The organism is Erwinia sp. V71 (genome assembly GCF_965644245.1).
In the GTDB taxonomy this organism is placed as follows: domain Bacteria; phylum Pseudomonadota; class Gammaproteobacteria; order Enterobacterales; family Enterobacteriaceae; genus Erwinia.
In genome coordinates, this window is the sequence record NZ_CBFFRK010000133.1 from 1 (window position 1) to 12,582 (window position 12,582).

Genomic DNA, 12,582 nt, shown 5'->3' on the forward strand with positions numbered 1-12,582 from the left:
AGGATAGCTTATCGGTAGCTAACCGTCCCTCCATCCACATGACCAAGCGTTGCACTTATTATCTGAATTCGCGGTATCGCTCTCCGGTGTTGCCGCGCGGATTATTCCGTTTCAAATTCCCCTGCCATTGGTGCAAATCGCTGCTGGTGCGATGCTGGCGGTACCGACATTTGGCCTGCATGTCGATTTCGACCCTGAACTGTTTCTGGTGTTGTTTATTCCGCCGCTGCTGTTCGCTGATGGCTGGAAAACACCGACCAGCGAGTTTCTGCATCATGGCCGCGAGATTATTGGCCTGGCGTTAGTGCTGGTGCTGATTACCGTGGTCGGGATTGGTTATCTGATTTACTGGGCGGTGCCGGGGATTCCGCTGATCCCGGCGTTTGCGCTGGCGGCGGTGTTGTCGCCGACCGATGCGGTGGCGCTCTCCGGTATCGTGGGTGAAGGGCGTATTCCGAAGAAGATTATGTCGATTCTGCAGGGGGAAGCCCTGATGAACGACGCATCGGGTCTGGTGTCGCTGAAGTTTGCTGTCGCAGTGGCGATGGGCACGATGGTGTTTACCGTCTCCGGTGCCAGTGTCGAGTTTGTGAAGGTGGCGGTGGGTGGCTTGCTGGCCGGGATTGCGGTGTGCTGGCTGTTTGGCCGTTCACTGCGGCTGTTCAGCCGTCTGAGTGGTGACGATCCTGCGACGCAGACCGTGCTGTTGCTGCTGTTGCCTTTTGCGTCTTATCTGATTGCCGAACATCTCGGCGTGTCCGGCATTCTCGCGGCGGTGGCGGCCGGGATGACCATTACCCGTTCCGGGATTATGCGTCAGGCGCCGCTGGCGATGCGTCTGCGTGCTAATAGCGTCTGGCAGATGCTGGAGTTTGTGTTTAACGGCATGGTGTTCCTGATGCTGGGTCTGCAGTTGCCGGGAATTCTGGAAACCTCGATTGCCCAGGCTGAAGCCGACCCGAATGTCGAGCTGTGGATGCTGTTTACCGATGTGGTGCTGATTTACGCGGCGCTGATGGTGGTGCGTTACGGCTGGCTGTGGCTGATGCAGCGTTTCAGTAAGCGTTTTCTGCGTAAAAAGCCGCTGGAGTTTGCTAACTATTAGCCGCGTGAGTTGCTGGTTGCTTCTTTTGCCGGGGTGCGTGGCGCCATTACGCTCGCCGGTGTGTTGTCGATTCCGCTGTTGCTGAGTAATGGCGAACCTTTCCCGGCACGTTATGAGCTGATTTTCCTCGCCACCGGCGTGATTCTGTTTTCGCTGCTGGTTGGCGTGGTGTTGTTGCCGCTGTTGTTGCGCGGGGTGGAGGGGATCGATAAGTCGGTGCATCGTCATGAGATACAGCATGCGCGTGCGGCGATGGCCGGTGTGGCGATCGACAGTCTGCATAAGATGGAAGAGCGGCTGGCGACGGACACGGAGGAGAATATCGATAATGAGTTGCTGAAAGAGGTCAGTTCGCGCGTGATCGGCAATTTGCGTCGTCGTGTCGATGGCAAAGATGATTTGGATCGTGCGCTGGTGGCGGAAAATCTTGAGCGTCGTTTCCGTCTGACGGCGCTGCGTGCTGAACGTGCCGAGGTGTACCATTTGCGCGCGACGCAGAAGATCAGCAGTGAGACGATGCGTAAGCTGTTGCATGATCTGGATCTGCCGGAGGCGTTGCTGGTGGAGAAAGAGGAGCATTAAGTTACGGCTTCAGGGCTGGGTAATGCTGTTGAGGGTATTGTTCCTGAGGGCGTCGCTTTTAGTTCGGTGTCTGTTTGAGGGCGTCGCTTTTAGTTCGGTGTCTGTTTAAGGGGGTCGCTTTTAGTTGGGTGCCTGTTTGAGGGCGTCGCTTTTAGTTCGGTGTCTGTTTAAGGGGGTCGCTTTTAGTTCGGTGTCTGTTTAAGGGTGTCGCTTTTAGTTGGGTGCCTGCTCAGGGAACACGGTCAGCTCCGGAAAGTCGCTTTTCGTCATCCATGACCGCTCGGCCCGCGCCGTCCATGGCGCGGGACGCTTTCCTCCACTGTCCGTGTTCCCTGCGCTTTGATTTTCTGTGTTGCTGTTAGTGAACCCTGAACCCTGAACCCTGAACCCTGAACCCTGAGCTGCTGTGTGGTTGTCGTGTGCTCTGAGTTTTTTCAGGGGTGTCTGTGTTACCTGCACGATGTGTGTATGGGCGTTGCCTGTGCTCTGTTACACCGATAACGTGGGGGCATCTCCGGGCCAGAACTCCCGGCAGCAGCTGATCCACGCCTGCGCGCTGCGTGACAGGTAGCTGCCTTCACGCCAGATCAGGCCCAGTTTCCATTCCAGTTCCGATTCCAGCGGCAGCCACAGTAGCGACTGTTTATCCAGCCGCTGACAAATCGGTTCCGGCAGTACCGCAATGCCCATACCAGCCTGCACCATCGCGGCCAGGAAGTCCCACTGACCGCTGCGTACCGCGATATGTGGCGTGAAGCCACTACGCTGGAAAGCGCGCATTAGCTGGCGGTTCAGGGAGAATTCTTCGTTGTAAATCAGGATCGGATGGTCGGCGAGTTCCGCCAGCGCAATACTGCTGCGCTGCAGCCATGCCGGATTACGTGGCACCAGCACACACAGCGGATGACTCATCAGGGGCAGAGTGTTCAGCTGCACCTCTTCTTCCAGCGGCAGAGCGGTCAGCGCCAGGTCGAGGCTACCGGATTGCACGGCAAGCTGTCCGGCCAGGCCGCCAAACTCGGAGATCTTCAGTTCAATGCCGGGGTAACGCTGACGAAAAGCGGAAATCGAACCGGCAATCTGCATCCCCACCATCGGTGGGATCCCCAGCCGCAGCTCGCCGGTTTTCAGTTCATTGATATCGCTGATTTCGGTTTCCAGCTGCTTAAATTCCTGCATGATGGTCAGCCCGCGCTGATACACCGCCTGACCGCTGTCGGTCAGATGCAGTTTACGCCCTTCGCGGATCAGCAGGGTACATGCCAGTTCATCTTCCAGCTGACGCAGCATTTTGCTGATGGTGGGCTGGGTGACAAACAGTTTTTCCGCCGCACGGGTAAAGCTTTGCTGACGTACCACCTCGACAAAGTAGCGCAGCGCTCGGATATCCATTAATCATTCCTTTCTGGCATAGTTTCAATGATTTTAATTCATTTTATGCACGCTTTGTCACCGCTTTATACTTGTTGCCGTTAAGTCATTGAGAGGAAAAAGATCATGGCGTTGGCTTTGCATCCGCATCGGGCGGGACGACTGCAACGTTTACAGGTGCCGCTACAGGTAGCGCTGTACGCCGCAATGTTTATTGCATCGGAACAACTGGTCGCCTGGCTGCATCTGCCGTTACCGGCCAATATTGTTGGCATGTTGCTGCTGCTGGCGCTGATTATGCTGCGCGTATTACCGCTTAACTGGGTACGTGCCGGGTCGCGCTGGCTGCTGGCAGAGATGCTGTTGTTCTTTGTACCTGCGGTGGTAGCGGTGGTGAACTATTCACAGCTGCTGCGCGTGGAAGGCTGGCGTATTTGTCTGGTGATCGCGGTCAGCACTCTGCTGGTGTTGGGGGCAACGGCGCTGGTGGTGGATCGGGTGTACCGTTTTGAACTCTGGCTGGCGCAACGCAGGCAGGCACATGATGAGTGATTTTATTCTGAGCGTGATTTGTCTCATCGCCACACTGCTGGTCTATTTCCTGAATAAAACGCTTTACCGCCGCTGGCGTAAGCTGATGCTGATGCCGCTGGTGATGACGCCGATCGTACTGGTGGTTCTGCTGCTGGTGACACATATCTCCTGGCAGGATTATATCGGTGAGAACCGCTGGCTGTTGTGGCTGCTGGGGCCGGCCACGCTGGCATTTGCCGTGCCGGTGTATGAGAACATGGCGATTATTCGCCGTCACTGGCTGTCGCTGACGGCTGGCGTGCTGACTGCCACGCTGGTGGCGGTGCTGAGTTCGGTGTGGCTGGCGCGTTTGCTGACGCTGCCGGAGGACATTCAGCGCAGTCTGGCGGTGCGTTCGATCACTACGCCTTTCGCGCTGGAGGCGGCAAAACAGCTGGGCGGGCAGCCGGATTTAGTGGCGCTGTTTGTGGTGATCACCGGTGTCTTTGGGATGGCGGTAGGCGATATTCTGTTTCTTCGTCTGGCGGTGAAGCAGGGGCTGGCGAAAGGCGCGGGCTTTGGTGCGGCATCGCATGGGGCGGGCACGGCGAAGGCATATGAACTGGGTCAGCAGGAAGGCGTGGTGTCCAGCCTGGTCATGATGTTATCCGGCGTGGTGACGGTGCTGCTGGCGCCGCTAATTGGCCACCTGATGTGGGCGACATTGTAAGCGCTGAATAGCCGTGTAAATACGTCCATAACCGATTGTTAAATACACTTTTGTTCGTTTACCATGCTGGCTCTACAATAAAGTCCGTTTAACAATGGAGTGCGGCAATGAATAAATTCTTGTTGGGCAGCGGTGTGGCGATGCTGCTGCTGGCCGGAAGCGCCCAGGCGATTGAAGGCAGTGTTGATGCAGGTCGTCGTTATACCAACATCAATGTGGGGATGGGCACTACCACCCCAGGTCTGAGCCTGTCTGGCAACTGGATGCGCAGCGACCATGACGGTAAAGTCGCCGGTCTGCGTCTGGGTTATAACTTCCAGGTGGGTTCGGCGTTTGTGACGCCAGCGGTAAAAGCGGTGTATATCGATCCGAAAAACACCAGCGATGGCTATGCGATTGCACTGGGCGGCGGTGTTCAGGTGCCATTGAGCAAAATGTTTGCCGTATATGGTGAGTACTACTATTCGCCAGAATCTCTCTCCACGCATATTGACAGCTATCAGGAAGCGGCTGGTGGCATCAGCTTTACGCCATTCCAGATGCTGAATCTGCGTGTGGGTTATAAATATCTGTCGCTGGATGGCAAAGATGGCCGCAGCGATAACGTGCTGGCGAACGGTCCTTACGCGGGCGCGTCACTGCGTTTCTGATCTGACACCTATAGCTCAGGGTGCAAGAAACATGCGACAGCAACACCCAAACTCAAAGCGAAGGGAACACGGTCAGCGGAGGAAAGCGTCCCGCGCCATGGACGGCGTGGGCCGAGCAGTCATGGATGACGCGTTTTGCGACTTTCCGTAGCTGACCGTGTTCTCTGAGCAGGGCCCAGAACTTAAAGCAACGAGTCCGGGCAGAGCACAGAACTCAACGCGGCCAATCTGAGCAAAGCAGCGAACGCCATGCGGCACCTCAGAGCAGTTTGGGGTCGCCAGCATAGTTTAAGGCCGGGCATTGCCCGGCCTTGTTGATCAATGCGCCTTACTGCTCTGCTCAATCCCCACTCCGGTCTGCGAACGCACAAACTGATCGCGGAAACGCCCCCGCTCCTGCGCACCTTCCGCTGAGTGATCGGTAATCGAGAACAGCCAGGTACCAATAAACGCCGCCAGCATCGATAACAGCGCCGGATACTCATACGGATAGATCGGTTTGGCATTCCCCAGCACCTGCACCCAAATCGTCGGGCCGAGGATCATCAGTATCACCGCCGTTAACAGCCCCAGCCAGCCACCAATCATCGCGCCGCGCGTGGTCAGTTTCGACCAGTACATCGACAGCAGAATAATCGGGAAGTTACAGCTGGCGGCGATGGAGAAGGCCAGACCCACCATAAAGGCGATATTCTGCTTCTCAAACATAATCCCCAGCAGAATCGCCACAATGCCAACAATCAGTACCGTGATTTTTGACACCCGCAGCTCTTCGCGCTCGGTCGCATGGCCTTTGCGGAACACGCTGGCATACAGGTCGTGCGAAACCGCCGAAGCCCCCGCCAGCGTCAGACCGGCAACCACCGCCAGAATGGTGGCGAAGGCCACAGCCGAGATAAATCCGAGGAACAGACTGCCGCCGACCGCATCCGCCAGATGCACCGCCGCCATATTGTTGCCGCCAATCAGCGCACCAGTGGCATCTTTAAAGGCAGGGTTAGCACCGACTAACAGGATCGCGCCAAAGCCGATAATAAAGGTGAGGAAGTAGAAGTAGCCCATAAAGCCGGTGGCGTAGAGCACGCTTTTGCGCGCTTCGCGGGCATCGCTGACGGTAAAGAAGCGCATCAGAATATGCGGCAAACCGGCGGTGCCAAACATCAGACCCAGTCCTAGTGAGAGCGCCGAGATCGGATCATGCACCAGCCCGCCGGGCCGCATAATCTCCTGGCCTTTCGGGTGGACCGCCATCGCTTCAGTAAATAAGTTATTGAAACTGAAGCCGACGGTTTTCATCACCATCAATGCCATAAAGGTCGCGCCGAATAACAGCAGCACGGCCTTGATAATCTGTACCCATGTAGTCGCCAGCATACCGCCAAACAGCACATACATCACCATTAAAATGCCGACCAGCACCACAGCAACATGATAATCGAGGCCAAACAGCAACTGGATCAGTTTTCCGGCACCCACCATCTGGGCGATCAGATACAGTGCCACCACCACCAGCGAGCCGCAGGCGGAGAGGGTGCGAATCGGTTTCTGCTGCAGACGATAGGACGCCACATCCGCGAAGGTGTAGCGCCCGAGGTTGCGCAGACGTTCAGCAATCAGAAACAGGATCAGCGGCCAGCCCACCAGAAAGCCGAGCGAGTAGATCAGCCCGTCATAGCCAGAGGTGTAGACGAGGGCGGAAATACCGAGGAAAGAGGCGGCAGACATGTAGTCGCCCGCCATCGCCAGCCCGTTCTGAAAGCCGGTGATATTGCCGCCCGCCGTGTAGTAATCCTTACGGGAACGGGTGCGTTTTGACGCCCAGTAAGTGATACCCAGCGTCGCCGCGACAAACACCACAAACATGATAATCGCTTCGTAGTTGGTGGTGCGCTTCTCGACCGCGCCGGAGATGGCATCGGCGGCCAGCGCCGACAGGGGCAGCAACGTTAATGCTGCCAGAGCTGCATAACGCGCTTTCATCCTTTCACCTCGCTGAGAATCTGTTGGGTCAGTCGGTCAAACTCGCGGTTGGCGCGCCAGACATAGATGGCGGTCAGCACAAAGGAGATAACAATCAGACCCACGCCAATCGGTATGCCGCGAGTAACATTGGTGCCTTCATGCAGTGGCGTTCCCAGCCAGCCGGGTGCGAAGGCGATCAGTAAAATAAAACCGACGTACAGCACCAGCATAATCGAGGACAGAAACAGGGCGAAAGACTGGCGTTTATGCACCAGCTGTTTGAACAGGGAACTGTTTTCGATCCGTTGATAGATAACATCACTCATTCCAGCATCTCCAGAGGTTTAAATGGGAGGCTATCTTGCTTGCTACTTTGCGTCCGGGCAGTGCTCGCCATCCTTACGTACTGCGTGTACGCTCCGGTGGCTGCGCGCTGGCCGAACGCAAATTAGCTGCGCCGATAACGCCTCTGAGCTTTGGTGGTTGTTGTTATATTCCTTCACTTTACGTACGGTGAAGTACAGCAGCTTAAGGCATCTTAATTGACTGTTTTTCTTCCACTAATTTCTCTACTACGCCAGGATCGGCGAGGGTCGAAGTATCACCAAAGTTACTGGTGTCGCCTGCGGCGATTTTGCGCAGGATGCGACGCATAATTTTGCCGGAGCGGGTTTTCGGCAGTGAATCGGTCCAGTGCAGCACATCCGGTGTGGCAATCGGGCCAATCTCTTTACGCACCCAGTTGCGCACTTCGGTGTAGAGTTCGGGGGACGGCTCTTCGCCATGATTCAGGGTGATATAGGCATAGATCGCCTGGCCCTTAATGTTATGAGGAATACCCACCACCGCCGCCTCGGCGATTTTCGGATGTGACACCAGCGCTGATTCGATTTCGGCGGTGCCGAGACGATGGCCGGAGACATTCAGCACATCATCCACACGACCGGTGATCCAGTAGTATCCATCTTCATCACGGCGTGCGCCGTCACCGCTGAAATACATATTTTTGAAGGTGGAGAAGTAGGTCTGCTCGAAACGGTCATGGTCGCCAAACAGGGTACGTGCCTGACCCGGCCAGGAGTCGACAATCACCAGATTACCTTCGCAGGCGCCATCCTGCGGATTGCCTTCGTTATCCACCAGTGCCGGTTGTACGCCAAAGAACGGTTTGGTAGCCGAACCGGCTTTCAGTTCTGTCGCGCCTGGCAGTGGCGTGATCATAAAGCCGCCGGTTTCCGTCTGCCACCAGGTATCGACGATCGGGCAGCGGCTGTCGCCAATTTTCTGGTAATACCATTCCCAGGCTTCCGGGTTAATCGGTTCGCCGACGGAGCCCATAATGCGCAGGCTGGAACGGTCAGTGCCTTCAATCGCCCGATCGCCTTCGGCCATCAGCGCACGAATCGCGGTCGGTGCGGTATACAGCAGGGTGACCTTATGTTTATCCACCACTTCCGCCATGCGGCTCGGTGTTGGCCAGTTTGGCACCCCTTCGAACATCAGCGTGGTCGCGCCGCAGGCCAGCGGGCCGTACAGCAGATAACTGTGGCCGGTGATCCAGCCGACGTCAGCGGTACACCAGTAAATATCCTCAGGCTGGTGATCGAAGACATATTTAAAGGTGGTGGCGGCATACACCAGATAACCGCCAGTGGTGTGCAGCACCCCTTTCGGTTTGCCGGTGGAGCCGGAGGTATAGAGGATAAACAGCGGATCTTCCGCATTCACTTCTTCCGGCTGATGGTGGGCGGACGCGGTATTCACCAGCTCATGCCACCACAGATCGCGGCCAGACTGCCAGGCGATCTCTTTGCCGGTACGGCGTAACACCACGACATTGCTCACTGTGCTTACAGCAGGGTTTTTCAGCGCCTCATCCACATTCTTTTTCAGTGGGATGGCGCGACCGGCGCGGATACCTTCGTCGGCCGTGACGATCAGTCTGGCACTGGAGTCGATCACCCGACCTGCCACGGCTTCCGGGGAGAAACCGCCGAAAATCACCGAATGCACTGCACCAATACGCGCGCAGGCCAGCATTGCCACCGCCGCTTCCGGCACCATCGGCATATAAATAGCGACCACATCGCCTTTATTGATACCCAGCTCTTTCAGGCTGTTAGCAAAGCGGCACACATCACGATGCAGTTCGCGATAGGTCAGGGTTTTGCTTTCACTGGCATCGTCCCCTTCCCAGATAATCGCCGGGTGGTCGCCGCGTTCATGCAAATGGCGGTCGAGGCAGTTTGCCGCCAGGTTCAGAGTGCCATCTTCATACCAGCGAATCGTAATGTTACCTGGTGCAAAGGAGGTGTTCTTCACCTGGCTGTAAGGCTTAATCCAGTCCAGTATCTTGCCCTGCTCACTCCAGAATGCATCGGGGTCCTGCACCGACTGCTGATACATTGACTGATACTGCTCTGCATTAATCAGGTTTTTTTCCGCAATGTTTGCCGGAACAGGATGCTTATGTATTTGGCTCATGGCTGCTCCCTCTTGGAATTTGTTAATGATATGTCAATCAATGGTTAATTAAAGATGGCAGGCCGTCTTTGTTTCTTTTTTGCGCGACAGATCACGAGAAACAGACAAGATAAAATTTCCAGAGTTTTTACGTGCTTGCTGCGCCAAAACGGTGAGAATCTTCTGGTGTTAATTGTAGGAAAGGTCCAATTGTGCTGCCTAAAAAAACAGCAAACAGTGCAGGCGGTTAATTGCGCAAATCTGCATATCTATGCCAAAAATCAGGGAAATAACCCTTTTTATAACAGCTGGTTATGATTTCCCGGGTGAATCAGCATTTTCTGCTTCCTGCGCCGTGCTGTTGAGTGAAAAGCCGCTAAGGGTTGCTTTTATGGCAGTGAAAATGGTACTGATTACGCGCCCAAAATTCGGGCATCAACCGTTAATAACCCTCGATTTACTGGATAATTATCCGCCTCCCTAGAGTGTAAACCTTCCGCATGCGATACGCGGGAACGAGGTTCTGTTAAGGAAATTAAGCGTTATGAAAGGTGTAAAAATCAGCCTTGCCTGGCAAATTTTGATTGCGCTGGTGCTGGGGATCGTGGTCGGAGCGGTACTGCATAATCAGCCAGAACAGCGTGAATGGTTAGTCACTAACTTTCTCAGCCCGGCTGGCGATATCTTTATCCATCTGATCAAAATGATCGTCGTACCGATAGTGATTTCCACGCTAATTGTCGGCATTGCCGGCGTGGGCGATGCGAAAAAACTGGGTCGTATTGGTGTCAAAACCATTGTTTATTTTGAAGTGATTACCACCATTGCCATCGTGGTAGGGATTACCCTGGCCAATGTGTTTCAGCCTGGCAGCGGCATTGATATGTCGAAGCTGGCAACGGTGGACATCTCTAAATACGAAGCCACAACCGAGCAGGTACAGAGCGGGGCGCACAGCCTGGTGATTACCATTATGTCCCTGATCCCGACGAATATTTTCGCCGCGATTGCCAAAGGTGACATGCTGCCGATCATCTTCTTCTCCGTACTGTTTGGCCTGGGTCTGTCGTCGCTGCCGTCAGAGCATCGTGAACCGCTGCTGAAGGTGTTCCGTTCGACGTCAGAAACCATGTTTAAAGTGACGCACATGATCATGCGTTACGCACCGGTTGGCGTGTTTGCGCTGATCTCGGTGACCATCGCCAACTTTGGTTTCGCCTCATTGTGGCCGCTGGCGAAGCTGGTGATCCTGGTGTACGCCGCGATTCTGTTCTTCGCCTTTGTGGTGCTGGGCGTGGTGGCGCGTATGTGCAAGCTGCGTATCACCACCCTGATGCGTATTCTGAAGGATGAGCTGATTCTGGCGTACTCCACCTCCAGCTCGGAAACCGTGTTGCCGCGCATTATGGAGAAGATGGAAGCCTATGGTGCACCGAAGTCGATCACCAGCTTTGTGGTGCCGACTGGCTACTCGTTTAACCTCGATGGTTCGACGCTGTATCAGAGCATCGCGGCGATCTTTATTGCCCAGCTGTACGGCATTGATCTGTCGCTCGGCCAGGAAATCATCCTGGTACTGACGCTGATGGTGACCTCGAAAGGGATTGCCGGTGTGCCTGGCGTCTCCTTTGTGGTACTGCTGGCGACCCTCGGCAGCGTCGGTATTCCGCTGGAAGGTCTGGCGTTTATTGCCGGTGTTGACCGTATTATGGATATGGCGCGTACTGCGCTGAACGTGATCGGTAATGCGCTGGCGGTACTGGTGATTGCGAAATGGGAAAACCAGTTCGACAACCAGCAGGCGGCGGAGTATGAGCTGAGTCTGCGTACCCGTGTGGCGGCATCGTAACACCACCGTCTGGTTGAGTGAGATGCCCGGGGCGACCATCCCGCGCTCCTCCGCGGTCAGGCCGCTCCGGAGCCATCGGGATGTTTCCCCTAAAATGTGGCGACAACGTGGTCTGTAAACGCGGCATTATCGTGAGAAACCCGTCCTCCTGGACGGGTTTTTTTTTGCTTATCCCCACGTAATCTCTCATTATTCTCCCAGACGACTTTTGTGCGGAGTGTGTATGAAAATTGACCTGAGCGGTATGATCACCGAAGGGCGTAACCCGGCCAGCGAAAACATTGATGAGCTTTCAACGGAAGCGATGCTGCGGGTCATTAATCACGAAGATCAAAAAGTGGCGCTGGCGGTTGAGGCGATTGTGCCGGAGATTGCCCGTGCAGTGGATGCGATTACCGCCGCGTTTCAGCGCGGCGGGCGACTGATTTATGCCGGCGCAGGCACATCAGGCCGCTTAGGAGTACTGGATGCCAGTGAGTGCCCGCCAACCTACGGCACGCCGCCAGAGCAGGTGGTGGCGCTGATTGCGGGCGGACACAAAGCGATTCTGCAGGCAGTGGAAAACGCGGAAGATAACCGCGAGCTGGGCGTGGCTGATCTGCAGGCGCTGCATTTTGCGCACAATGATGTGCTGGTGGCGATTGCCGCCAGTGGCCGCACACCTTATGCGCTGGCGGCACTGGTGTACGCACGTCAATTGGGCGCCACCACCGTGGCGCTGACCTGTAACCCTGGCAGCCCGATGGCGCAGGCGGCGGAAATCGCACTGACGCCGGTGGTGGGGCCGGAAGTGGTGACCGGTTCTTCGCGTATGAAAGCGGGCACGGCGCAAAAACTGGTGCTGAATATGCTGACCACTGGCGCGATGATCCGCAGCGGGAAAGTGTATGGCAACCTGATGGTCGATGTGGAAGCGACCAATAAGAAGCTGGTGCAGCGCCAGGTCAATATCGTGGTGCAGGCGACGGGGTGCCGTGACGAAGAGGCGCAACAGGCGCTGGCGGACTGCGACGGCCACTGTAAAACCGCGATCCTGATGTTGCTGGCACAGTTATCTGCCGACGACGCGCGGGCATTATTGCTGCAGCATGGCGGATTTATTCGCCAGGCGCTACAACACGCCGGGGCATGACGATAGCCTGCATCATTCTGTTCTCCTGCCACTGCCTGCCACGACTCCTCAGGGGGGAGTGGCGCGCTTCAGCCTGAAGCATGATGGGCATATCCGGCGTGACATCATTATTGCTCTTTAATACCTGCCAGCCGGTATTGTTTCCCTGATGGGCGGATTCAAGTTCGAAGTGCAACGCTAAGCCGCCTGTCTTAACTCTGCAAAGACCACTGAAGGCTGCCGGAA

General features: G+C 55.8%; 10 protein-coding genes and 1 pseudogene. 6 read left to right on the forward strand and 5 right to left on the reverse strand.

Annotated elements, in window-relative coordinates; genetic code table 11:
• The first annotated feature begins 49 nt into the window (after positions 1 to 49).
• Positions 50 to 1,687, forward strand: a pseudogene (locus tag ACSZO1_RS19260) (Na+/H+ antiporter).
• Between the two features lie 489 nt (positions 1,688 to 2,176).
• On the opposite strand, the gene ACSZO1_RS19265 reads toward ACSZO1_RS19260, so the two are convergent.
• Positions 2,177 to 3,079: a LysR family transcriptional regulator gene (locus tag ACSZO1_RS19265; RefSeq protein ID WP_437615514.1), complete on the reverse strand. Its 903-nt coding sequence runs from the start codon at positions 3,077 to 3,079 to the stop codon at positions 2,177 to 2,179.
• A 105-nt stretch (positions 3,080 to 3,184) separates the two neighbouring features.
• Here ACSZO1_RS19265 and ACSZO1_RS19270 point away from each other — a divergent pair, with 105 nt between their 5' ends.
• From ACSZO1_RS19270 to ACSZO1_RS19280, 3 genes are all read left to right on the forward strand, one after another.
• Positions 3,185 to 3,610: a CidA/LrgA family protein gene (locus ACSZO1_RS19270; RefSeq protein ID WP_437615516.1), complete on the forward strand. Its 426-nt coding sequence runs from the start codon at positions 3,185 to 3,187 to the stop codon at positions 3,608 to 3,610.
• A complete protein-coding gene (locus ACSZO1_RS19275) occupies positions 3,603 to 4,301 on the forward strand; it encodes an LrgB family protein (RefSeq protein WP_437615518.1) in 699 nt (232 codons plus the stop codon). Before ACSZO1_RS19270 ends, ACSZO1_RS19275 begins: the two co-directional genes overlap by 8 nt.
• A gap of 107 nt (positions 4,302 to 4,408) precedes the next feature.
• Positions 4,409 to 4,951 carry a YfaZ family outer membrane protein gene (locus ACSZO1_RS19280; protein WP_437615520.1) on the forward strand — a complete coding sequence of 181 codons (543 nt, stop codon included), beginning with the start codon at positions 4,409 to 4,411 and terminating at the stop codon, positions 4,949 to 4,951.
• A 318-nt stretch (positions 4,952 to 5,269) separates the two neighbouring features.
• On the opposite strand, the gene ACSZO1_RS19285 is transcribed toward ACSZO1_RS19280, so the two are convergent.
• The 3 genes from ACSZO1_RS19285 to acs form a co-directional block, all read right to left on the reverse strand.
• The gene (locus tag ACSZO1_RS19285; protein ID WP_437615522.1) at positions 5,270 to 6,931 is read right to left on the reverse strand and encodes a cation acetate symporter; all 1,662 of its coding nucleotides are present in this window, start codon (positions 6,929 to 6,931) and stop codon (positions 5,270 to 5,272) included.
• Positions 6,928 to 7,239: a DUF485 domain-containing protein gene (locus ACSZO1_RS19290; protein WP_437615524.1), complete on the reverse strand. Its 312-nt coding sequence runs from the start codon at positions 7,237 to 7,239 to the stop codon at positions 6,928 to 6,930. Before ACSZO1_RS19290 ends, ACSZO1_RS19285 begins: the two co-directional genes overlap by 4 nt.
• 202 nt (positions 7,240 to 7,441) lie before the next feature.
• The gene (gene acs / locus ACSZO1_RS19295; protein WP_437615526.1) at positions 7,442 to 9,397 is read right to left on the reverse strand and encodes an acetate--CoA ligase; all 1,956 of its coding nucleotides are present in this window, start codon (positions 9,395 to 9,397) and stop codon (positions 7,442 to 7,444) included.
• 523 nt (positions 9,398 to 9,920) lie between these two features.
• On the opposite strand from acs, the gene gltP reads away from it, so the two are divergent.
• Together gltP and murQ are read left to right on the forward strand one after the other, a co-directional pair.
• The gene (gene gltP, locus ACSZO1_RS19300; protein WP_437615528.1) at positions 9,921 to 11,225 is read left to right on the forward strand and encodes a glutamate/aspartate:proton symporter GltP; all 1,305 of its coding nucleotides are present in this window, start codon (positions 9,921 to 9,923) and stop codon (positions 11,223 to 11,225) included.
• A 223-nt stretch (positions 11,226 to 11,448) separates the two neighbouring features.
• Positions 11,449 to 12,357, forward strand: coding sequence for an N-acetylmuramic acid 6-phosphate etherase (murQ, locus tag ACSZO1_RS19305; RefSeq protein WP_437615530.1), 909 nt, complete (start codon positions 11,449 to 11,451; stop codon positions 12,355 to 12,357).
• Here the strand turns inward: murQ and ACSZO1_RS19310 are convergent.
• The coding region (locus ACSZO1_RS19310) for a hypothetical protein (RefSeq protein WP_437615532.1) at positions 12,323 to 12,582 on the reverse strand (260 nt) is incomplete at its 5' end. The two genes, murQ and ACSZO1_RS19310, sit on opposite strands and share 35 nt — an antisense overlap.

Bases quoted from the DNA above. Each gene is read 5' to 3' on its own strand.
- ACSZO1_RS19265 (WP_437615514.1), bottom strand. From the start codon at position 3,079: ATGGATATCCGAGCGCTGCGCTACTTTGTCGAGGTGGTACGTCAGCAA.
- ACSZO1_RS19270 (WP_437615516.1), top strand. From the start codon at position 3,185: ATGGCGTTGGCTTTGCATCCGCATCGGGCGGGACGACTGCAACGTTTA.
- ACSZO1_RS19275 (WP_437615518.1), top strand. From the start codon at position 3,603: ATGAGTGATTTTATTCTGAGCGTGATTTGTCTCATCGCCACACTGCTG.
- ACSZO1_RS19280 (WP_437615520.1), top strand. From the start codon at position 4,409: ATGAATAAATTCTTGTTGGGCAGCGGTGTGGCGATGCTGCTGCTGGCC.
- ACSZO1_RS19285 (WP_437615522.1), bottom strand. From the start codon at position 6,931: ATGAAAGCGCGTTATGCAGCTCTGGCAGCATTAACGTTGCTGCCCCTG.
- ACSZO1_RS19290 (WP_437615524.1), bottom strand. From the start codon at position 7,239: ATGAGTGATGTTATCTATCAACGGATCGAAAACAGTTCCCTGTTCAAA.
- acs (WP_437615526.1), bottom strand. From the start codon at position 9,397: ATGAGCCAAATACATAAGCATCCTGTTCCGGCAAACATTGCGGAAAAA.
- gltP (WP_437615528.1), top strand. From the start codon at position 9,921: ATGAAAGGTGTAAAAATCAGCCTTGCCTGGCAAATTTTGATTGCGCTG.
- murQ (WP_437615530.1), top strand. From the start codon at position 11,449: ATGAAAATTGACCTGAGCGGTATGATCACCGAAGGGCGTAACCCGGCC.